The organism is Mesorhizobium sp. B3-1-8, from assembly GCF_006439495.1.
Lineage (GTDB): Bacteria > Pseudomonadota > Alphaproteobacteria > Rhizobiales > Rhizobiaceae > Mesorhizobium.
On record NZ_VFTK01000039.1, the window covers coordinates 33120 to 52405 of the forward strand.

At 63.9% G+C, this 19286-nt stretch carries 23 protein-coding genes; 11 read left to right on the forward strand and 12 right to left on the reverse strand.

What is annotated here, in order from left to right:
* Positions 1–14 precede the first annotated feature (14 nt).
* Positions 15–638 carry an FMN-binding negative transcriptional regulator gene (locus FJ424_RS27905; protein WP_140658823.1) on the reverse strand — a complete coding sequence of 208 codons (624 nt, stop codon included), beginning with the start codon at positions 636–638 and terminating at the stop codon, positions 15–17.
* An 85-nt stretch (positions 639–723) separates the two neighbouring features.
* Between FJ424_RS27905 and FJ424_RS27910 the strand changes: the two genes are divergently transcribed.
* Entirely contained in the window at positions 724–2142 is a 1419-nt protein-coding gene (locus FJ424_RS27910) for a PLP-dependent aminotransferase family protein (protein WP_210239443.1), read from the forward strand.
* 12 nt (positions 2143–2154) lie between these two features.
* Here FJ424_RS27910 and FJ424_RS27915 read toward each other — a convergent pair whose 3' ends face one another.
* On the reverse strand, positions 2155–2976 hold the full coding sequence (locus tag FJ424_RS27915) for a L,D-transpeptidase (RefSeq protein ID WP_140658821.1): 822 nt from the start codon (positions 2974–2976) through the stop codon (positions 2155–2157).
* Positions 2977–3149: 173 nt separating this feature from the next.
* Positions 3150–3815, reverse strand: coding sequence for a haloacid dehalogenase type II (locus FJ424_RS27920; protein ID WP_140658820.1), 666 nt, complete (start codon positions 3813–3815; stop codon positions 3150–3152).
* Positions 3816–4126: 311 nt separating this feature from the next.
* On the opposite strand from FJ424_RS27920, the gene FJ424_RS27925 reads away from it, so the two are divergent.
* The 4 genes from FJ424_RS27925 (at position 4127) to FJ424_RS27940 (ending at position 7455) form a co-directional block, all read left to right on the forward strand.
* Positions 4127–5005, forward strand: a complete 879-nt coding sequence (locus FJ424_RS27925) for a branched-chain amino acid aminotransferase (protein WP_140658819.1) — start codon at positions 4127–4129, stop codon at positions 5003–5005.
* A 209-nt stretch (positions 5006–5214) separates the two neighbouring features.
* Positions 5215–5817: a superoxide dismutase gene (locus FJ424_RS27930; protein WP_140643514.1), complete on the forward strand. Its 603-nt coding sequence runs from the start codon at positions 5215–5217 to the stop codon at positions 5815–5817.
* Between the two features lie 244 nt (positions 5818–6061).
* Positions 6062–6499 carry a cytochrome c gene (locus FJ424_RS27935; protein ID WP_140643516.1) on the forward strand — a complete coding sequence of 146 codons (438 nt, stop codon included), beginning with the start codon at positions 6062–6064 and terminating at the stop codon, positions 6497–6499.
* Positions 6500–6507: 8 nt separating this feature from the next.
* Positions 6508–7455 (forward strand): cytochrome c, encoded by a 948-nt coding sequence (locus FJ424_RS27940; RefSeq protein ID WP_140658818.1) that lies wholly within the window; start codon positions 6508–6510, stop codon positions 7453–7455.
* A gap of 3 nt (positions 7456–7458) precedes the next feature.
* Here the strand turns inward: FJ424_RS27940 and FJ424_RS27945 are convergent, their stop codons facing one another.
* Together FJ424_RS27945 and FJ424_RS27950 are read right to left on the reverse strand one after the other, a co-directional pair.
* Positions 7459–7848: an SET domain-containing protein-lysine N-methyltransferase gene (locus tag FJ424_RS27945; protein WP_140658817.1), complete on the reverse strand. Its 390-nt coding sequence runs from the start codon at positions 7846–7848 to the stop codon at positions 7459–7461.
* A 97-nt stretch (positions 7849–7945) separates the two neighbouring features.
* Positions 7946–10057 carry a S9 family peptidase gene (locus tag FJ424_RS27950; RefSeq protein ID WP_140658816.1) on the reverse strand — a complete coding sequence of 704 codons (2112 nt, stop codon included), beginning with the start codon at positions 10055–10057 and terminating at the stop codon, positions 7946–7948.
* A 109-nt stretch (positions 10058–10166) separates the two neighbouring features.
* Between FJ424_RS27950 and FJ424_RS34455 the strand changes: the two genes are divergently transcribed.
* The 3 genes from FJ424_RS34455 (at position 10167) to FJ424_RS27960 (ending at position 11365) form a co-directional block, all read left to right on the forward strand.
* Positions 10167–10358 (forward strand): hypothetical protein, encoded by a 192-nt coding sequence (locus FJ424_RS34455; RefSeq protein WP_348640138.1) that lies wholly within the window; start codon positions 10167–10169, stop codon positions 10356–10358.
* On the forward strand, positions 10355–10525 hold the full coding sequence (locus tag FJ424_RS34460; protein WP_348640139.1) for a hypothetical protein: 171 nt from the start codon (positions 10355–10357) through the stop codon (positions 10523–10525). Before FJ424_RS34455 ends, FJ424_RS34460 begins: the two co-directional genes overlap by 4 nt.
* 414 nt (positions 10526–10939) lie before the next feature.
* Positions 10940–11365, forward strand: coding sequence for a MucR family transcriptional regulator (locus FJ424_RS27960; RefSeq protein ID WP_140658815.1), 426 nt, complete (start codon positions 10940–10942; stop codon positions 11363–11365).
* 80 nt (positions 11366–11445) lie between these two features.
* Here FJ424_RS27960 and FJ424_RS27965 read toward each other — a convergent pair whose 3' ends face one another.
* Positions 11446–11874 (reverse strand): SufE family protein, encoded by a 429-nt coding sequence (locus tag FJ424_RS27965; RefSeq protein WP_140643527.1) that lies wholly within the window; start codon positions 11872–11874, stop codon positions 11446–11448.
* A gap of 344 nt (positions 11875–12218) precedes the next feature.
* The gene (locus FJ424_RS27970) at positions 12219–12614 is read right to left on the reverse strand and encodes a DUF5330 domain-containing protein (protein ID WP_140643529.1); all 396 of its coding nucleotides are present in this window, start codon (positions 12612–12614) and stop codon (positions 12219–12221) included.
* 555 nt (positions 12615–13169) lie between these two features.
* Here FJ424_RS27970 and FJ424_RS27975 point away from each other — a divergent pair.
* Entirely contained in the window at positions 13170–14906 is a 1737-nt protein-coding gene (locus FJ424_RS27975) for a HAMP domain-containing sensor histidine kinase (RefSeq protein WP_140658850.1), read from the forward strand.
* Positions 14881–15672: a peptidoglycan-binding domain-containing protein gene (locus FJ424_RS27980; RefSeq protein ID WP_140658814.1), complete on the forward strand. Its 792-nt coding sequence runs from the start codon at positions 14881–14883 to the stop codon at positions 15670–15672. The genes FJ424_RS27975 and FJ424_RS27980 overlap by 26 nt, the downstream gene beginning before the upstream one ends.
* Here the strand turns inward: FJ424_RS27980 and FJ424_RS27985 are convergent.
* Together FJ424_RS27985 and FJ424_RS27990 are read right to left on the reverse strand one after the other, a co-directional pair.
* Entirely contained in the window at positions 15636–15983 is a 348-nt protein-coding gene (locus FJ424_RS27985; protein ID WP_140658813.1) for a type II toxin-antitoxin system RelE/ParE family toxin, read from the reverse strand. The genes FJ424_RS27980 and FJ424_RS27985 overlap by 37 nt on opposite strands.
* Entirely contained in the window at positions 15976–16236 is a 261-nt protein-coding gene (locus FJ424_RS27990) for a type II toxin-antitoxin system ParD family antitoxin (protein WP_181175226.1), read from the reverse strand. The genes FJ424_RS27985 and FJ424_RS27990 overlap by 8 nt, the downstream gene beginning before the upstream one ends.
* A gap of 89 nt (positions 16237–16325) precedes the next feature.
* Between FJ424_RS27990 and FJ424_RS27995 the strand changes: the two genes are divergently transcribed.
* Positions 16326–16673, forward strand: coding sequence for a DUF1491 family protein (locus FJ424_RS27995; RefSeq protein ID WP_140658812.1), 348 nt, complete (start codon positions 16326–16328; stop codon positions 16671–16673).
* 5 nt (positions 16674–16678) lie between these two features.
* Here the strand turns inward: FJ424_RS27995 and FJ424_RS28000 are convergent, their stop codons facing one another.
* From FJ424_RS28000 to FJ424_RS28015, 3 genes are all read right to left on the reverse strand, one after another.
* Positions 16679–17686: a DUF2336 domain-containing protein gene (locus FJ424_RS28000; RefSeq protein WP_140658849.1), complete on the reverse strand. Its 1008-nt coding sequence runs from the start codon at positions 17684–17686 to the stop codon at positions 16679–16681.
* A gap of 397 nt (positions 17687–18083) precedes the next feature.
* Positions 18084–18632 (reverse strand): DUF1254 domain-containing protein, encoded by a 549-nt coding sequence (locus tag FJ424_RS28010; RefSeq protein ID WP_140658811.1) that lies wholly within the window; start codon positions 18630–18632, stop codon positions 18084–18086.
* Positions 18625–19209 (reverse strand): DUF1214 domain-containing protein, encoded by a 585-nt coding sequence (locus tag FJ424_RS28015; protein WP_140643545.1) that lies wholly within the window; start codon positions 19207–19209, stop codon positions 18625–18627. Before FJ424_RS28015 ends, FJ424_RS28010 begins: the two co-directional genes overlap by 8 nt.
* Positions 19210–19286 lie beyond the last annotated feature (77 nt).

Consider the following 19286-nt stretch of genomic DNA (forward strand, 5'->3'; position numbering starts at 1 on the left):
ACACCGGCCAGTCTTCACACTGGAATGAGCGGAGCGACCTCGCGGTCGGACGGCCGCTCGCTCGATGACAGGCTGGACACGACGCCGGCGCGATCGGCCGCGTTGCGGTTCTGGCTCATCTTGCGCTTGCCTTCGAGCTTCGTAATCGGCATGCGCAGGCCGACAATGCCCTTCAGCTGCGACTGGATGAAATCCGCCGGTGCGTCCGACACGGCCCAGGGTGCTGCGCGCTCGCCCTCATGCAGGTTGGTCAGGCGGGTCACCACCTCGAGCAGCCTGGCGGCATCCTCGAAGAACTCGATCGGCCCATGGGCGTGGACGGCGACATAGTTCCAGGTCGGCACCACCTTCCCGGTCTCCTGCTTGGTCTGATACCAGGCCGGCGTCACATAGGCGTCCGGGCCCATGAACATCGCCAGGCCGTCGCCCAGTGGCGGCATGCGCCATTGCGGGTTTGCCTTTGCGACATGGCCGTAGATCACGCCGTGCTCGCCCTCGTTCTCATCGAGGAAAAGCGGCAGAGGCGTCGCCAGCGGGCCATCGGCCGTGGCGGTGACCAGGATTGCCAGCCGCGCGGCGCGGATCGTGGCGGTGAGGCTCTCATGATCGTCGTCGCGAAAGGCGGGCGGTGTGTACATGGCAAAACTCCTTGCGTTCCAAGAAAAGATGCCGGATGTCTGGCTTGCTTGGAACATCCAGTTCTGAAGGTTTTTGGTGGTCCAGTTGGAGCAGGACGGCGTCGCGCGGCGGATCATCGCGGCGATCAAGGAGCAGATCCACAGCGGCGCCTATCGGCCAGGCGATCGCCTGCCGTCGACGCGGGCTTTTGCGACCGAGTGGGGCGCCTCGCGAACCACGGTGACGGCCGCTTACAATCAGCTCGACGCCGAAGGCTATCTGATCATCCGGCATGGTGCGCGCGCCATCGTTGCTCCGGGGTTGGAGAGGGCGTCGGGAGAGGCGCCCATCGCAGCCGCTTCGCCACGCAACCTCTCGGCATTCGCACGACGGTTGCTGGCCTTGCCTGCGCCTACGGAAGGGCAACCAGCCAAGCTTGCGGATTTCCGCTATGGCGAGTTGTCCGGTGCGGACTTCCCGGTGCTGGCCTGGCGGCGCGCGTCGAACAAGGCGATCCTGCGGCGCGCCGCGCGGCTGCGCTATGGTGATCCTCAGGGGTCTTCCGTTCTGCGCAACGCGCTTCAGGCCTATCTCTGGCGGGCTCGCGGCATCAGTTGCACGCCAAACCAGATCGTCATCGTCAACGGCTCGCAGCAGGGGTTGGACCTCTGCGCGCGGCTCCTGCTCGACCCCGGTGACCCCTTTGTGATCGAGAACCCCGGCTATCTATTGGCACGCCACGCCTTCGTGGCGGCCGGAGGCGTCGCCGTGCCCGTTGCCGTCGACGCGGATGGGCTAAGGACGGATACGCTGCCGCCGGCCCGTCTCGCCTATGTGACGCCTTCGCACCAGTTTCCGCTCGGTGGCGTGCTTTCGGCGACGCGGCGGCGTTCGCTGCTGGCCTGGGCCGCCGGCACGGGGGCCTATATTGTGGAAGACGATTATGACGGCGAATACCGTCACGACATCAGCCCGATCCCGCCTCTGCAGGCGCTCGACGCGGATAGCGTCATCTATGTCGGAACGCTGTCCAAGACGCTCTCGCCGACCTTGAGGCTCGGCTATCTCGTCGTGCCCGCCAGCCTGCGCCGGGCGTTCGGCGAGGCCAAGCGCCTGACCGACCGGCATGCTCCGATGCTGGAACAGGACGTGCTGGCCGAGTTGCTGGCGAGCGGCGCCTACGAGCGCCACGTGCGCAGCATTCGCAGGAAGAACGCCGAGCGCAGGGACATCCTGCTGCAGGCTTTGACTGAACATCTGGGGTCGCGGGTTACCGTCGCCGGGGCCGAGACTGGCCTGCATGTCGTTGCTTGGATGAACGGTATCGATGCTGGACGCGAACCGGCCATCATCGCTGCGGCCCGCACCGCCGGTATCGGCCTTTATGCGGTGTCGCCACTCTATGATCCGGGCGGGCCGCGTCCGGAAACGGCCGGCTTCATTCTTGGTTATGCCGGGCTTGATGCGGATGCGTTGCGGCGCGGCGTTGCCGTGCTGGCCACCATATTGGCCGAGCACCGCTGACGAACCAACCGCTTAGAAAATCTCGTTGGTAAGTTTCTTCACCGGGCCGAGCAGGATGGAGCCCGTCGGCACGCCATTGTCGATCGGGATGGCCTTGCGTTCCGGCAAGTCCTCTTCCGGCGCGCCGACATTGGCCGTCACGATGACCGGCGTCTTGGTCGGAACGCGGTCGTAGAGGTCGATGATGTCCTGGTTGATCAGACGCACGCATCCCGACGACACCGACTTGCCGATCGACCACCATTCCGGCGAGCCGTGCAGGCGGTAGAGCGTGTCCTGGTTGCCCTGGAAGAGATAGAGCGCACGCGCCCCGAGCGGGTTCTTCAGGCCACCCGTCATGCCGCCATTCTTGGCGCTGTATTGGGTCAGTTCCGGCTGGCGGGCGACCATCTCGTCCGGCGGCGTCCATTTCGGCCACTTCTGCTTCCACTGCACGACGGCGTCGCCCGACCATTCGAAGCCGGCGCGGCCGAGGCCGACGCCGTAGCGGATCGCCTGGCCGCCCTCGCGCACCAGATAGAGGAAGTGGCCGGTGGTATCGACGACGATGGTGCCCGGGCGCTGTCCGGTCGGATCGGGGACGATCTGGCGCAAGAATTTGTGATCGATCTTGTTGACCGGGATGGCCGGCAGGTCGAAGCCATTGTCCGACATTGCGCCATACATCGTCTCGTAATCGCCGAGGGGCGGCTCGACATAGGCCGGCGGTGGCGGCTGGATGGGAGCGGGGCCCGGACCAGTGGTGGTGCACGCGGACACGGCGGCCGAAGCAGCGCCAAGGGCTGTGAAATTGAGGAAGCCACGGCGGCTGAGGCGGAAGGAAGCGTCTGACATGGTTGCCTTTTCTAGGTCTTAATTCGCAAGAAAGCATGAATCCGCGGGCACGTCGCCGACGGCAATTCATAACAGTCGGCGGCGATAGGCGGTTCCAATTCTGGCCTGAGGGTGGACAGAAAAAGGCGAAGCTGTGACCGCGCCACAGCTGTTGCGCTGCAGCAACAGAGGTCTCAGGCGCCTGCCAGGAGACCTTCGAGCGAAGGCAGGATCAAGCCCGGCTGAAAGTCGCGGTATTCATCCGGCTGGTTGGTCCGGTTGATCCAGACCGTACGGAAACCGAACTTGGTCGCGCCGGCGATGTCCCAGCGGTTCGACGACTGGAACGACACCGCACCCGGATAGAGCCGCCAGCCGGTGACCACCATGTCGTAGACCGACGGGTCGGTCTTGAAGCGTTTGACCTGGTCGACCGAGAACACGTCGTCGAGGATCTGGTCGAGCGCCGCGGACTTGACCGCCGCGTCGAGCATTTCGGGCGAGCCGTTGGAGAGGATCGCGAGCTTCGCGCCCGAGGCCTTGAGCGCCTTCAGCACGGCGGGCACTTCCGGATAGCAGTCGAGCCGCCAATAGGCTTCGAGCAGTCTCGTCCGCAGCGCCGGATCGGCCGAGGGAATCTTGCGCAACGCAAAGTCGAGCGCCTGCTCGGTCAATTGCCAGAAATCGGCGTAAGCGCCCCCCATCAGCGTCCGCACCCAGGAATATTCGAGTTGCTTGGCGCGCCAGATTTCGGAGAGAAGCTGGCCGTCCGGCCCGATCTCGCCGGCATGCCGGCGCACGGCGGCGTGCACGTCGAACAACGTGCCATAGGCGTCGAAGACATAGGCCGCATGATGCATAACGAGAGTTTTGAGGCGAGGATGCGCCCCGTGCAAGCGCTGATTGCGCTTTTAATGCATGTCGCCCAAAAGTGTGTCGCGGTTTTGGGAACCGACATGCATCAAACAAATAATGCATGTCGCCAAAAGTGTGTCGCGGTTTGGGAAACCGACATGCATCAAACAAAAGACTTACCGGGCGTTGCCCGATCCGTTTCGGGCGACGCTCTGTAAGTATCGCTGGCCTCAACGATTTTTGGCCATGTCGGTTGACGCCGGCCCTCAAAGCATCGTCCTATGGCGGCCTGAAATCACTCATTTGGACGGCGAACATGACACTGGCGGCGGCGGCGCAAACCGCGACTTGGACCTATGTGGACGGCGACTGGTACGAGGGCAACGTCGCCATTCTCGGGCCGCGCAGCCACGCCATGTGGCTGGGCACCAGCGTCTTCGACGGCGGCCGCTGGTTCGAGGGCGTGGCGCCCGACCTCGAGCTTCATTCCGCCCGCGTCAACGCCTCGGCGACGGCGCTTGGCCTGAAACCCTCCATGACCGCCGAGGAGATCGTCGGCCTGACCTGGGATGGCCTGAAGAAATTCGACGGCAAGACGGCGGTCTATATCAGGCCGATGTATTGGGCCGAGCATGGCGGCTATATGGGCGTGCCGGCCGATCCGGCCTCGACCCGCTTCTGTCTTTGCCTCTACGAATCGCCGATGATCCCGCCATCCGGCTTTTCGGTCGGCGTCTCGCCGTTCCGGCGCCCGACCATCGAGACCATGCCGACCAACGCCAAGGCCGGCTGCCTTTACCCCAACAACGGTCGCGCCATCCTGGAGGCCAAGAACCGCGGCTTCGACAACGCGCTGGTGCTCGATATGCTGGGCAATGTCGCCGAGACCGGAACCTCCAACATCTTCCTGGTCAAGGACGGCCATGTGATGACGCCGGCCCCGAACGGCACGTTCCTCTCCGGCATCACCCGCTCGCGCACCATCAACCTGCTCGGCGACTACGGTTTCAAGGCCACCGAAAAGACGCTGTCGGTTCGCGATTTCCTTGAGGCCGACGAGATCTTCTCGACCGGCAACCACTCGAAAGTGGTGCCCATCACCCGCATCGAAAACCGCGATCTGCAGCCCGGACCGGTCGCCAAGAAGGCGCGCGAGCTCTATTGGGAATGGGCGCATTCGACGTCCGCCGCCTGAGCCGCCGGAGCGTTTCACCGTTTCACCCAAACGGCGAACAGCTCCTCCTCGTCATTTTTGCGCAATTCCGGGCGGAAAACCGTTTCGCACTTTTCCCGGAATTGCTCTAAAAGTCGCTCGGCGCTCCATTCTGGAGTTGCCCCAACCCATTCCAGACCTATCTTAGCTCGGTAATATCACCGGACTTTTTCCTCGAGGGAGTACCATCCATGGCTTTTGAGTTGCCCGCTTTGCCTTACGACTACGAGGCCCTGCAGCCTTACATGTCGAAGGAGACGCTGGAGTATCACCACGACAAGCACCACAAGGCCTATGTCGACAACGGCAACAAGCTGGCGGCCGAGGCCGGAATGGGCGACCTGTCGGTCGAAGAGGCCGTGAAGCAGTCCTTCGGCAAGAATGCCGGGCTCTTCAACAACGCGGCCCAGCATTACAACCACATCCATTTCTGGAAGTGGATGAAGAAGGGCGGCGGTGGCAACAAGCTGCCGGGCGCGCTGCAGAAGGCGGTCGACAGCGATCTCGGCGGCTACGACAAGTTCAAGGCGGATTTCATCGCCGCCGGCACCACCCAGTTTGGCTCCGGCTGGGCCTGGGTTTCGGTCAAGAACGGCAAGCTGGAAATCTCCAAGACCCCGAACGGCGAGAACCCGCTGGTCCATGGCGGCTCGCCGATCCTCGGCGTCGACGTGTGGGAGCACTCCTACTACATCGACTACCGCAACGCGCGGCCGAAATATCTCGAAGCCTTCGTCGACAGCCTGATCAACTGGGACCACGTCTTGGAGCTTTATGAAAAGGCCAAAGGCTAAAAGATTTTGATGAGAAGCCCCGGTTCGCCGGGGCTTTTCTTTTTCGGTAGAGAAATCCGGCAAAATCGTCACGACGACGGGGAATAATCCCACCGCCACGCCCGTTAACGTCCAGAGCAATTCCAGGAGAAGTGTGGAACGGTTTTCCGTCCGGAATTGCCCCAACCAGGAGATAGAGCATTTCACCTTGAACGGTGAAATGCCTCACTCGCGTACCCTCTTCCTTCACCGTGGAGCCAATTGAATGAGAAAGCTTGTCATCGCCATCTCTTTGCTCGCCTTCGCCGGTTCGGCCGCTTATGCCGATCCGATCAAGGATCGCCAGGCCCTGATGAAGGAACGCGGCAAGCTCGCCGGGCAGATCTCGAAGGTCGTCAAGGGCGAGGAGCCTTTTGACGCCGCCGCGGTGCTGACGGCATTGCAGGCCCTGGAGGCCAATGCCGAGAAGTTCGACGCCGACAAGCTGTTCCCGGCCGGCTCCGACAAGGGCGACACCACGGCCGCGCCGAAGATCTGGGAAGACATGGCGGGCTTCAAGGCGGCCGGGGACAAGTTCCTGGCCGATGCCAAGGCCGCGGTCGCTTCCCCGCCGGCCGATGTCGACGCGCTGAAGGCGCAACTCAACACGCTGGGCGGCGATTGCGGCACCTGCCACCAGACCTACCGGATCAAGAAGAGCTGATCGCCTAAATGGCCTGGCTGAAGAAGCTTGTCGGCGCCGTCATCGTGCTTGGCGGCGCCGCGGCTGCCGCCGGCTGGGTCCTGTCGGCGCCGGCCAGGCTTGACGCCGCGACCGTCGCTGAGCTCGGCCCCGGCGACGCCGCCAAGGGTAAGCGCATCTTCTACGCGGGGGGCTGCACCTCCTGCCACGCCAAGCCGGGCGCCCAGGGCGACGCCCGTCTCGAACTCGTCGGCGGTCTGGAACTCAAGACGCCGTTCGGCACCTTCGTTCCGCCCAACATCTCGCAGGACCAGAAGGACGGCATCGGTGCCTGGAGCGAGGAGGACTTCGCCAACGCCATGCTGAAGGGCGTCTCGCCCTCGGGCGAGCATTTCTACCCGGCCTTTCCCTATGCCTCCTACGCGCGCATGAAGCCGGCCGACATCGCCGATCTCTACGCCTTCATGAAGACGCTGCCGTCGGTTGCCGGCAAGGCGCCGGACCACAAGCTTTCCTTCCCCTTCACCATCCGCCGCGGCATCGGCCTGTGGAAGCGGCTCTATCTCAGTCCCGAACCGGTGATCGCGCTGCCCGATGGCACGCCGGACAAGGTGCTGGCCGGCCGCTACCTGGTCGAGGGACCCGGCCATTGCGGCGAATGCCACACGCCGCGCGATTTCGCCGGCGGCGTCAGGAAAGGCGAGTGGCTGGCAGGCGCCGTGGCGGCCGAAGGCTCGGGCGTCGTGCCCAACATCACCCCCGACGGGAAGAGCATCAAGGACTGGTCCGAGGCCGACATCGCCAATTACCTCGAGACCGGCTTCACGCCCGATTTCGATTCCGTCGGCGGCGCCATGGTCGATGTGCAGCGCAACATGGCGCAGTTGACGGCCGATGACCGCGCCGCGATCGCCGCCTATCTGAAGGCCGTCCCGCCGCACCCCAACGGCTATCCGGCGCGCAAGCCGGCGAGTTAACCTTTACAGGTGGCGATCGCCCAGAAAATCGAAGCCGCCTTCGAAGAAGTGGTTGTAGTTGCAGGTCAGTTCTTCGCCTGGCGCGATGTCGCGTAGCGCGTAGGTCTCCTCGGGCGACGAGACGTCGCAGTTCGGGTCGTCGTCGTGGTTCATGTAGCGTGCGTCGTCAGCCTCGAAGACGATGAAGCTCGGATCGTGCCGGTCCGGATAGGAATAGCGGTCGAGATAGGATTTCACCGGGCCGATCTGGGCCTCGTAGGTGTCGACCGGGATACGGCGGTCGAACCTCGGGTCGAGCTTCCAGACCAGCGTGCCCTTGGCGATGTGGCTCCTGGCGAAGACGCCGATGCCCTGAATGGCGGATTTGTCGAGATACGTGTCGACGAGGAGCATGAGGATCCTTGCGGGTGAATGGTCGCGGCCGGGAGAAGCCATGTCAAAAAAGGGCGGCATTGGGTAACGCGCGCCCTAACCAATTGCGAGCGGAAAATCAGGCCTTGCCGGTCACTTTCAAGGCATAGGCGTAAATGTAGGCGATCTCCTCCAGCCGCGAGAAGCGGCCCGACGCGCCGGCATGGCCGGACTCCATGTTGATCTTGAACAGCACCGGGTTGCCGCCTGCCTTGCGGTCGCGCAGCCGCGCCACCCATTTCGCCGGCTCCCAATAGGTGACGCGCGGATCGGTCAGGCCCGCCAGCGCCAGGATCGGCGGGTAGTCGTGCGCCGCCACATTGTCGTAGGGCGAATAGGCCGCGATCGTAGCGTAGTCGGCGGCGGAGGCGATCGGGTTGCCCCATTCCGGCCATTCCGGCGGCGTCAGCGGCAGGCTGGCGTCGAGCATGGTGGTGAGGACGTCGACGAACGGCACCTCGGCGACGATGCCGCCGAAATCCTCCGGCGCCATGTTGGCGATCGCCCCCATCAGCATGCCGCCGGCGGAGCCGCCCTGGGCGACGATGCGGTCGTGCTTTGTGTAACGCTCGGCGACGAGATGGCGGCCGCAGGCGATGAAATCGGTGAAGGTGTTCATCTTCTTCGCCCGCTTGCCGTCATCGTACCAGCCATAGCCCTTGTCCTTGCCGCCGCGCACATGCGCGATGGCATAGACGAAGCCGCGGTCGACCAGCGACAGGCAGTTGGTGTTGAAGGCCGAAGGAACGGTGATGCCGTAGGAGCCGTAGCCGTAAAGCAGGCAGGGCGCCGAACCGTCGAGCGGCGTGTCGCGATGGTAGAGCAGCGAGATCGGCACCAACTCGCCATCGGCGGCGGGCGCCATCAGCCGGCGTGTGACATAGTGCTCTGGATCGTGGCCGGAGGGCACTTGCTGCGTCTTCAAGAGCACGCGCTCGCGGCTGCGCATATTGTAGTCGAACACCTGCGCCGGCGTGGTCATCGACGAATAGGTGAAGCGCATCGTCTCCGTGTCGTATTCGTAGGAGCCGGAGAGGCCGAGCGAGAAAGCTTCCTCGTCGAAGGAGATGAAATGCTCCTCGCCGCTGGCGCGCTCCCGCACCACGATGCGCGGCAGTCCGTCCTTGCGCTCGAGCCTGACCATATGATGCTTGAAGCCGAGCACCGAGAGAATCAGCCGGCCGGGCTCGTGTGGCACCAGTTCCTGCCAGTTGGCGCGCACCGGATTGTCGACCGGCGCGGTCATGATCTTGAAGTCCTTGGCGCCGTCGGCATTGGTGAGGATGAAGAAGACGTCGCCGCCCTCTTCCAGGTCGTATTGCAGGCCGGTCTCGCGCACCGCCACCAGCTTGGGCTCGGCCGCTGGATCATTGGCGGGCAGCAGGTGGTATTCCGAAGTCTCATGGTCGTTGATGCCGATCATGATCCAGTCATTGGCGCGCGTGCCGCCGACATCCATGAAGAAGCCTGGATCGGTCTCTTCGTAGATCAGCCGGTCATTCTCCGATTTGTCGCCGAGCGCGTGGAAGAACACTTTTGACGGGCGATGATTGTCGTCGAGACGGGTGTAGAAGAAGCCGCCATCGCCGGCATTCCACACCCCGCCGCCGCCCGTATCCGGGATCTGGTCGGCAAGTTCTTTGCCGCTCGCAAGGTCGCGCACGCGCAGCGTGAAGAACTCCGAACCCTTGTCGTCGAAGGCCCACAGCAGCTTCCCATGGTCGGCCGAATGGTCGACGCCGCCGAGCCTGAAATAGGCCTTGCCCTCAGCTTCCTTATCGCCGTCGAGCAGGATCTCCTCGGCGCCGCCGCCGCACGGCGTGCGGAAATAGCGCGGCTGCTCGCCGCCCAGCCGGAAGGAAGAGCCATAAGCATAAGGCCCGTCCTTCATGGGCACCGTCGAGTCATCCTCCTTGATGCGCCCTTTCATCTCGGCAAACAGCTTGCCGCGCAGGTCCGCAGTGCCGGCCATCAGCGCCGCCTGATAGGCGTTCTCGGCATCGAGATGGGCGCGGATGCGGCCGTCGAGGAGGGAAGGATCCCGGAAAACGGCCTGCCAGTTGTCGGCCCGCATCCAGGCATAGTCGTCGCCGCGGGTGATGCCGTGATGCGTGTCGGAAACCGGGTGTTTCTCGGGCGTCGGCGGGTTGGCGGCCGGGAAGGCGGAAGTCAATGCGGAAGCTCTGGTCATTACGTCTCGCTGCGGAATTTGCTTGAATGACGAATGAACACGCCGCTCAGCGGCGGTTCAAGGTGCGCGGTTCAAGGTGGTCTATAGAAGCTAAGTCGAAGGGGGAAAGATGAAATCCTGTGTTTCTACCGCAATGTCTGTCGCCGTCCTCGCGGCAGGTCTGGCTTTTTCCAGTCAGTCTCATGCAACCGTCTTTGCCGCCTGGCAAGTGGCGGGCGTGCCGTTCGGCGACACGCTCAATGCACGAAAGTATCCGTCCAACGCATCGCAAAAACAGGCCGCCTATCCGAACGGCAGATGACCGGCCGCTGCACCGGCGGCGCGAACCTGCTCGATATCGCCCGCCAGCCGCAATGGAAGCAGCGCCAGGCGATCCGCTATCGCTGGTGCGAGATATGGCACGACCCGGCGCAAAATGGCCATTTCGTCACCGGTTGGGTCTACGGCAAATATATCGCGCCTCACTAGGGGGTATCGTTCACCCAGGGTTCCGGATCGGCAGGGCGGCGCCCTTGCGCTTTGTTGCCCCGCAGGATTTGTCGCGCCGGCGCGACAGGCATCCAAGCATTGGCCAAGCATTGAACGCCGTGTCGAGCGGCGATCGGATGTCTAACACACGGATGACGTGACGTCACGGCATGCTGGTCTGACCAGAAAAATCTCACGAAGTTACACGGCGCACGAATTTTTGAAGCTGAATCAGCAATATTTGATGAATATCGGTGAATATAAGTCAATATGCGAATTGACTTACTTGCAACGCGGCGTCATTAAGATAAGGCGATGCGAATCGCAGGCTTTCCTGCACGAAATTCGCGCGATGCCCGATCCCACAAAAAGGGCGCAGTTTTAGAAACAAACTCTCGTTGGGGCCTTAGCACTATGGAAATCGTCGAAACACCTTCGAAAAACGGTGATGCGCTGATCGAGCTGACCGCCGATGTCGTCGCCGCCTATGTCAGCAACAACCCGGTGCCGGTTGGGGAACTGCCGAACCTTATCGCCGACGTCCATGCCGCGTTGGGTCGCGTCGGTGGCTCGCCGGAGCAGCCGTCGGGCGAGAAGCAGAAGCCGGCTGTGAACCCGAAGCGCTCCGTCCATGACGACTACATCGTCTGTCTCGAGGACGGCAAGAAGTTCAAGTCGCTGAAGCGGCACCTGATGACCCACTACAATCTCACGCCGGAAGAGTACCGTGAGAAGTGGGGCCTGGATGCCAACTATCCGATGGTCGCCCCCAATTACGCGGCCGCCCGCTCGCAGCTCGCCAAGAAGATGGGTCTGGGCCGCAAGCGCAAGGGCCGTTGATTGGTCTCATCTCGTCAAGCAGTTCGACGGCGCCCTTGCGGCGCCGTTTTGCTTTCTTGATGGGAGCGATATCGGCCGGATCAGGCCGTCTGCTTGAGCGCTGCTTCGGCGTCGCGCTTGATGCGCTTGACCATCGAACGCAGACCGTTGGCGCGCTGCGGCGACAGATGCTCGTCGAGGCCGAGTTCCTTCAGGGTCGCTTCGGCGTCCGTGTTCTGGATTTCGCTTGCATGCCTGCCCGAAAACAGCGCCAGCATGATGGCGACGAGGCCGCGCACGATATGGGCATCCGAATCGCCCTGGAAGCTGATCACCGGATCGGCGCCCGCTCCTTGCTCGGTGGTGAGCCACACCTGGCTCACACAGCCAGGCACCTTGTTCGCGGCCGTGCGCTCCGCCTCGGGAAAGGCCGGCAGGCCCTCGCCGAGCTCGATCACATAGCGATAGCGGTCCTCCCACTCGTCGAGCAGGGAAAAGTCGTCGCGGATGGTCTGGATCGGGGTGGCCATTGCCCCGCATATAGTGACCCGGCCCGGCCGCGTCACGGAAAAAGAAAGACGCCGCGGGCGTCGAGAGGTCGGACGGGCCCGCGGCGTTAGAGCAATTCCAGGAAAAGTGCGTAGCGGTTTTCCGTCCGGAATTGCGCCGAAACCAAAGAGAGAGCAATTCCAGGAAAAGTGCGTAGCGGTTAGGCTCGGCGACTTCGCCGTAGCCCTCTGTCCGGAACTGCGCCGAAACCAAAGAGAGAGCAATTCCAGGAAAAGTGCTAGCGGTTAGGCTCGGCGACTTCGCCGTAGCCCTCCGCCCGGAATTGCGCCAAAACCAATCAACCGAGCGAACGGCTGGAAAGAATTCAGTTCTTGGCGGTCAGCATCACCGGAATGTTGACCTTGGCGGGCAGCACGATGTCCTCGGCGACGCTGCCGGTGGTCGTGACGGAACCATCCGCGACCTTCGTCTCGGGCGCGCCTGCCTGCCCGGGTTGTTGCTGGTCGTCGATCATGGCCGCGGCGATCTTGGCCGTTTCCTTGGCGCGGACGGTGATGGTGTACATGGCCGATTTGCCGGTTTCGCAGACATCGGGCTTGCGTTCGCACAGCCCGGCAATGTCGCCGACCGCCTCGCGCGCCGCAAACAGCGCCTGGATCGGTCCGACGCTCTGCTGGCCGTCTTCACCCGGGCCGACGCCGAGCGGCAGCGCCAGCAGCACCAGCGAAAACCAGAAAGCCATCCTGATCAGAAAGCCCATCTTACTTGCCTCTCATCCGCGATGGACGATGCATCCATCCGTGACGGATCATGCATCCATCGGCATGACCTCTTTTATGGGCACGATAGTGGCACGGTCACGCAAAGGACGGCTTGCATCGAAGCCGCGAATTTTCCTCAAATTTTAGGCAAATTCGAAAGGAATTGGTTTTGAAACGGACTTGTCTCGAATCTCATCGACCACATTAACTTTACGATAACCATATATCATATTGTAATTACTCGATTTTATTACCGACAGAGATTAGTCGTGTCAAGTTTCGGCTCGTTTTGGCACAGGCCTCGCGGCTAACCCGCCGTTTACCATGGCGGCAACTCGGCGTGCTTTGCGGGGTCAGCATCACAATATTTGTCCTGGGGCGGGCGCCGGCTTCGCCAGCCTTATCCATTCCTTAAACGCTGGATGCGAGTTTCAAGCCAATTGACGAGTCACCTGCCAGGCAGGCGTTTTTTACGACCGGGTACGCGTGCGTTGAGTTCGATTTCAGCCAGATACGTTCAATTGCCTGGCGCGGTTGCCGCCGGCTGCGAGCGCATGGTTCACCCGACCGTGACGGGTGAGGCGGAACGCCTGCGCCAGCGTCGCTTCATCGGCGTCATGCTCGCCGCGCCCTTCCTTGCCGCGGGTGCGGCGGTCACGCTCGTCACCGCGAGTCTCGGCGCGGCCGTCACGGTAGCGGCGATCTTTGCCGCTTTTGGCCTGTGCTGGTTCGCAGCGCTTCTGGTGGCCGCCACCGGCCACATGGCGCTTGCCGGCCGCATGGCGGTCGCGCTCGGCGGCCTTGCCCTTGCCGGCGCCGTCGCGGCGGCGGGCGGATTGGCCTCGCCGGCGGCACTCCTTGCCGTCGCATTGCCGGTCGAAACCTGGTGGGTCTCGGGGTCGCGGCGCGCTGCGCTGTGGGGCGCGCTGGCGGCGCTTGCCGCCATCGTGCTGCAGCCCTTTGCCGGGCAGGTCTTGCCGCTCGGCGAAATCGCCACCTGGCATTGGCTGCTGCCGCTCGCCTGGGCGCTGACGCTGGTGCCGCGGGCCGCCGCCATCGCCAACCCGGCCGGCTTGCGGATGGCGGAGGCTGCCGGCGATCGTCTTGAGGACGTCATCGACGCTGTCGTGCTGCGCGTCGGTCGCCAGGGCGAAGTGCTCGACGCGTCCGCCCGGGCGCGTTCGACCCTCAAATTGGCGCCGGAGCTCCTGCTCGGCACCGGCCTTTTCGATCGCGTCCATCTTTCCGACCGCGTCGCCTATCTAACCGCTTTGGCCGACATGCGCGAGGGCGCGCCGAAGCGCCGGCTTGATCTGCGCGTCCGCTTGCCGCGCGAGGGTTCCGGCGCGACCGACAATTTCCGCCCGTTCAGCCTCGATCTGCTGCGCGGCGAAGTCGACCGCGACGTCTTCACCTTGGTCCTGCGCGAAAACGACGACGTGGCGGCACTTCGCGACGAGCTTGCGGAAGCCAGGGAGGCCGCTGCGGCCGCCGAAGTGGCCAAGGGCCGCTTCCTGGCGGTGGTCAGCCACGAGCTGCGCACGCCGCTCAACGCCATCATCGGCTTTTCCGACATGCTGCTGCATGAGATGTTCGGCGCCTTCAGGGATCCGCGCCAGAAGGAATATGTCGGCCTGGTCAGGGAATCCGGCCAGCATCTCTTGTCCGTCGTCACCTCGATCCTCGATGTCTCGCGCATCGAGGCGGGTGCCTACGCGACCGAGCTGGAGCCGTTCCGCTTCGTCGAGGCCGTCGACATGTGCCGCTCGATGATGCGGCCGCTGGCCGACGCCAAGAGCATAGTTCTTGCCACGCAGATTGCCCCGGATGCGGGCGAGATCAATGCCGACCGCCGGGCGGTCCAGCAGATCCTGATCAATCTCGCTTCGAACGCCGTGAAGTTCACACCCGATGGCGGCAGCGTGGTGATCGGCGCCAAGCGTGTCGGCTCGCACCTGCATTTCTGGGTGAGCGACACCGGCATCGGCATCGCCGAGGAGGACATGGCCAATCTCGGCAAGCCGTTCATGCAGATCCAGAACGACTACACGCGCCGTTTCGAGGGAACCGGGCTCGGCCTGTCGCTGGTCAAGGGGCTGGTGGCGCTGCACGAGGGCACGATGTCGATCGAGAGCGCGCCGGGTGAGGGCACCACGGTGACGATCGGCCTGCCGGTGAACGGGCCGAAGCGGCGTTCGGGTGCGCCATCCGGCGTGCTGGCCATGCCGGCGGCCAAGCCGAAGGGGGATGCAGATGGGGACAGCAATGGCTCGCTCCGCAAAACGGCCTAAGGTGATCGAACCAGAGCGCGGCGCCCTTGCCGAGGGCGCGGTTGCCGTCGGTCAGCTGATCGCCAGCAATCCGGTCCTGGTCGGCGGCTCGACCGCTTTCCTGGTGACGCTGTTCTACGTCTCGGCCAACGCGCTCTGGTATCAGCCCTTTCCGCATACCGGCGCCTTCTTCGCCACCCGGACCATCGTGAATTTCCCGCACACCGTCTCCGACGAACCGGAAACCACCATCAACATCGTGCGCCAGGCGCCGGCGCAGCCGGTGGCCAAGCCGGATCCGGTCGTCCAGCAGGTGCAGGGCATTCTGAAGGACCTCAACTTCTACGACGGCACGGTCGATGGTCTCACCGGACCGGCCACGCGCAAGGCCATCCAGGCCTATCAGTTGAAAGTCGGGTTGCCCGGCTCGGGCGAGATCGACACGGCGCTGCTCGACCAGCTTGGCGCTCGCCAGACCACGGCGGCCATCCCGCACCCGGCGCCACGGCCGGCCGACGCGGCAGCCGCGACGCCGTCGGCCAAGCCATCGGCAATTCCGGTCTCGGCCCCGGCCAGTGACCCTACATTGTCTCCCGACGCCCGCATCGTCAGGATCCAGGCCGGCCTGAAGGCTTTCGGCAATAGCGACATGCAGCTCGACGGCAAGGTTGGCGCCCGCACCAAGTCCGCGATCAAGGAATTCCAGGCGCTCTTCGGGCTGCCCGAAACCGGCGAGCCGGACGAGGCGGTCTACGTCAAGATGCGCGAGATCGGCCTGACGAACTGAGCGGCGGCGTCCGAAAGCTGTCTATTCGAGCCAATGATCGGGTCTCTCATCCCGTGAACAATGGCCACAGCCAGGATGCCGTAGTCCATTGGCTCGTAGATAACGATATATCGACCCTCCACGAGAATACGTGCCGTGGCGCTCAACTCTGGCCGGGCAACCCCCATATTGGGATGACTGCAGGCGAGCTCCAGTCTGTCGAAAATGCGCTCTACGAGGCCATCCGCCGCCCGTTCGCTGTCGGCCGCAATATGGCGCCAAATGTTCTTGAGGTCTTGTTCCGCGCGAGATGTAAGTCGATAGCTAGCCACGTTCCGTGCGCTCGGCTTTCAGAGCGCGGAGAAAGGCCCGGCGATCGACGTCCTGACCTTCGCCACTTGCCATCCCTTCGTCGTAAGCCTGCTTCAACTGCGCGAGTTCGCGCACACGAAGCTCCTCGCGGTGCTCCCACAGCCTGAGGGCCTCCCTGACGATTTCGCTGTTCGAGGCATAGTTGCCGCTCTCGACCGCATCCTGCAGACGCGCGGCCTGTTTCGGCGTAAGCGATATGGTGAGGGTGCGCATTGCTTGGCTTTTCATCGCTATTTATATAGCGGTCTTCACAAACTCTAACAAGATTTGTTAGATGCTTGAGTGGCATCCGGAAACCTCTCATGCGCGTAACCGCCGATCTCTGGGTATCGGCCCTTGTGCGCCGCGTCTTCGGCGCCGGCGGCTTTGCCGCAATCGTCAAGCGCGGCGCGACCGAGGCCGGCGCTGTCTTCGTGCTTTCGCGAGGTCGGATGGGAGAGGTGGCCCTTTACGGGCCGGCGCCGCAGACGAGCTACCATTCGGCCAAGCCCGATGAGCGCTTCTTCGCCATGCTCGGTGCGAGCGACGATGGCTCGGCTTTCGATGCGCGGCTGGAGCGGGAGAAGAAATTCGATCCCGACATCTGGGTGGTCGAGATCGAGGGCGGGACCATTCCCGTCGAAGAGCTTCTTTCCGTGAAGGCGGACTAACCGCGTCAGGACGCCTTGAGGCCGGCGCTCGCCTCGTCGCTGTTCGAGGCTTCGCGGCTCTCGGTGTCTACCGCAGCGGCAGCATTGCCGCGGATCGCCCGTGAAAGAGTCTCGGCCTTCCAGGCGCGTACCTTGTCCAGCGCCGCCTCGCGATGCAGCAGCCGGTAGCGGTCGAGGAACAGGCGGATCGCCTGCGGATGCGGGAACTCGCCGGGATAGACCGCGACCGCGATCAGGAATGCCATGTCTTCGCTGAGATCGAGGGCCCGCAGCGCCGCAAGCAGCGCGGCATAGCTCGACTGCCCGGTCACCGAGCGGGCCGTCGCGAAGTCGATATCCAGCGCGTCGGCAAGCGCGGTCTGGAAGAAGGCCGCGTTCCCCGTCAGCGCCGTCTCGCGCAGTTTCACATAGGCCGGCTGGCCGAGGAAGGTGTTGACGTCGGCGCTGTCACCGGTCGGGCGCATCATCGACCGCAGGCGGCGCCGCGCGTTCTCTGCTGCTTCGCCGTGCGCGGTGCGGTCGGCGTCCGCCTTGGCTATGACCTCCGGTTTCGGCGCAAGCCTGGTGACCGTCTCGGGCGGCCGCGTCTTGACCAGCGCCGGTCTTTCCAGCGCGCGGATCAGGTCGGCGATCGTCGGGTTGAGCTCCTTGCGGCGCGCGATGGCGCGCGCGTGCGGCAGCCCGTGCCGGCCGATCAGCGCGATGAGGTCGATGTCGCTCAGCGCGTTGGAGCGGGTGAGCAGGGGTGCTGCGGTCTCGACCGGCTCTTCGGCCAGCCGCCGCACCAGCGCGGTTGGGGCATATTCACATTCGGAAAGGGCCGCGGCGACATAGCGGCGCGACTCGACCGACACCTCGTCGAACAGCGGCAGCGTCAGGTCTTCGAGCTGGGCGATCTCGCGGCGCGACGGGCGCGTCAGCGAGCAGAACGCCGACACCGCGGCGCGGAACAGCCTTTCGGCCTTTCCAGCTTCGGTCCGAATAGCGATTTGCCTGAAATCCGAAGATGACACGGAGGATACGCCCGACACTCGACACACTCCCGAACCGCACGATCCGGCCGGGCCGGTTTCGCACCTTCAGGAAAACAAACATCAAATTAGCCGCGATCCGTTAGCGCTCCGTTAACCCTCTACGCCTCTTAATCAACTTTGGAGGCGTTGCGTTGTGCTCCGGGGAAACCGAGAGGGAATGCGCGAACCATGGGCATGGTCCTGTCTTTTGTGCCGCGAGCGGCACCTGTAAATCGAGCCAGTCACGACACGACGACGGCGGCGGCGGTCATCATATTCCCCGGCGTCCGTTATGAGTTGCATCCGCAGGTCGGTGAGGCACGGCCCGGCGAGAGCGGCCCCGACAGGCCGCGCTCCCCGCCACCTGCCAAGCCGCATCACTGATCGGGCGCCTTTCTCAGTAATCCTGCAATTCGCAGGCGCTCTGCTCGAGGAAGCGCGACACGATCGGCTTCCAGCTCTCATCCGGCACGAAGGCGCGGACGACGAAGATGCCTTCATCGATCGGCGCCTCGACGAAGATCGCGCCCTGCAGATCCTCCGGAAGGTCGCGCCGCACGTCGATCATCTGCGCCGGCGTCAGCACGATGGCATCGAGTTTTTCGCCATTGGCGTTGTGATCGTTGAAGGAATAGATGTTGTGGCCGCTGCGGTCATAGACCGAGGCCGACCAGAACGGCACGTCGCCGGGCGCCTTGATCCTGACCAGCCCGTCCGTGAGATCGAATCGGCAGGCGGCGGCATAAAACAGCGGATCGACCGATTTCACCACCGGCGCGCCGCCGGCCTCGGCGTCGAGCCGCGTCATCTTGTAGAGGTCCGAAGCCATCGCCAGCCGCGACCAGGCATCGCGTTCGGAAAATTCCGGCACCAGGAACAGCACCACGATGTGCACGATGCCGGCGCCGAGCAGGCCGAGGATGAGGGCGTGCGGCAGGTTACGCATTGCAGCCCGCCTTCAGGATGCGCGGCAGCGTGACGTCCGAGAGGCCGGTGCTCGAGGCGATCGGCGTGTCGTAGAAGGTCAGCACGAAATACATCTTGCCGGAGCCGCCGGTCAGCAGCCAGTTGCCGGGAGCCGGGCGATTGCCGACGGAAATGACGACGGAATTGTCGGGCTGGCGCAGCACTTCGTAGGATTGCAGCGCCGACTGCCTCGGCTTGCCTGTGTCGATCACGCCAAGCGACTGGTCGGCGGCATAGAGCGTCCAGAAGCGGGCGGTGGGGTAACCGCCTTCGATCGTGTAGGCGCATTCGCGTTTCAGCGGCTCGCCCGCATCGTCGCGCTCGGCCACGAAGGCAAGCCCCTCGGCCTGGCCGAGCGCCAGCACGCCCTCGCGCGCCACGCGCGCCTTGGAATAGGGGTCGGCCGCCAGCGTCCCGACTTCGGGGAAGGCGGTCCATTGGCCGATGCGGATCGCGCCCACGCCATCCTGCGCGTTGAGCGCATACCAGACGCTGTAGCCGCCAAGCCCGATGGCCATGGCAAGCGAAAGCAGCGTCAGGATGGCGTTCTTGAGCATGAGAGCCGCAAACAGAGGAGGTTGCCCGGGATATCGCGGCGCGGGGTGCCGTGGCAAGCCGGCTTCACGCCAGCGCC

What these genes read in the sequence shown, in the direction of transcription:
- FJ424_RS27905 (WP_140658823.1), bottom strand. Translation starts at nt 638, where the DNA reads ATGTACACACCGCCCGCCTTTCGCGACGACGATCATGAGAGCCTCACC.
- FJ424_RS27915 (WP_140658821.1), bottom strand. Translation starts at nt 2,976, where the DNA reads ATGTCAGACGCTTCCTTCCGCCTCAGCCGCCGTGGCTTCCTCAATTTC.
- FJ424_RS27920 (WP_140658820.1), bottom strand. Translation starts at nt 3,815, where the DNA reads ATGCATCATGCGGCCTATGTCTTCGACGCCTATGGCACGTTGTTCGAC.
- FJ424_RS27925 (WP_140658819.1), top strand. Translation starts at nt 4,127, where the DNA reads ATGACACTGGCGGCGGCGGCGCAAACCGCGACTTGGACCTATGTGGAC.
- FJ424_RS27930 (WP_140643514.1), top strand. Translation starts at nt 5,215, where the DNA reads ATGGCTTTTGAGTTGCCCGCTTTGCCTTACGACTACGAGGCCCTGCAG.
- FJ424_RS27935 (WP_140643516.1), top strand. Translation starts at nt 6,062, where the DNA reads ATGAGAAAGCTTGTCATCGCCATCTCTTTGCTCGCCTTCGCCGGTTCG.
- FJ424_RS27940 (WP_140658818.1), top strand. Translation starts at nt 6,508, where the DNA reads ATGGCCTGGCTGAAGAAGCTTGTCGGCGCCGTCATCGTGCTTGGCGGC.
- FJ424_RS27945 (WP_140658817.1), bottom strand. Translation starts at nt 7,848, where the DNA reads ATGCTCCTCGTCGACACGTATCTCGACAAATCCGCCATTCAGGGCATC.
- FJ424_RS27950 (WP_140658816.1), bottom strand. Translation starts at nt 10,057, where the DNA reads ATGACCAGAGCTTCCGCATTGACTTCCGCCTTCCCGGCCGCCAACCCG.
- FJ424_RS34455 (WP_348640138.1), top strand. Translation starts at nt 10,167, where the DNA reads ATGAAATCCTGTGTTTCTACCGCAATGTCTGTCGCCGTCCTCGCGGCA.
- FJ424_RS34460 (WP_348640139.1), top strand. Translation starts at nt 10,355, where the DNA reads ATGACCGGCCGCTGCACCGGCGGCGCGAACCTGCTCGATATCGCCCGC.
- FJ424_RS27960 (WP_140658815.1), top strand. Translation starts at nt 10,940, where the DNA reads ATGGAAATCGTCGAAACACCTTCGAAAAACGGTGATGCGCTGATCGAG.
- FJ424_RS27965 (WP_140643527.1), bottom strand. Translation starts at nt 11,874, where the DNA reads ATGGCCACCCCGATCCAGACCATCCGCGACGACTTTTCCCTGCTCGAC.
- FJ424_RS27970 (WP_140643529.1), bottom strand. Translation starts at nt 12,614, where the DNA reads ATGGGCTTTCTGATCAGGATGGCTTTCTGGTTTTCGCTGGTGCTGCTG.
- FJ424_RS27975 (WP_140658850.1), top strand. Translation starts at nt 13,170, where the DNA reads ATGGTTCACCCGACCGTGACGGGTGAGGCGGAACGCCTGCGCCAGCGT.
- FJ424_RS27980 (WP_140658814.1), top strand. Translation starts at nt 14,881, where the DNA reads ATGGCTCGCTCCGCAAAACGGCCTAAGGTGATCGAACCAGAGCGCGGC.
- FJ424_RS27990 (WP_181175226.1), bottom strand. Translation starts at nt 16,236, where the DNA reads ATGCGCACCCTCACCATATCGCTTACGCCGAAACAGGCCGCGCGTCTG.
- FJ424_RS27995 (WP_140658812.1), top strand. Translation starts at nt 16,326, where the DNA reads ATGCGCGTAACCGCCGATCTCTGGGTATCGGCCCTTGTGCGCCGCGTC.
- FJ424_RS28010 (WP_140658811.1), bottom strand. Translation starts at nt 18,632, where the DNA reads ATGCGTAACCTGCCGCACGCCCTCATCCTCGGCCTGCTCGGCGCCGGC.
- FJ424_RS28015 (WP_140643545.1), bottom strand. Translation starts at nt 19,209, where the DNA reads ATGCTCAAGAACGCCATCCTGACGCTGCTTTCGCTTGCCATGGCCATC.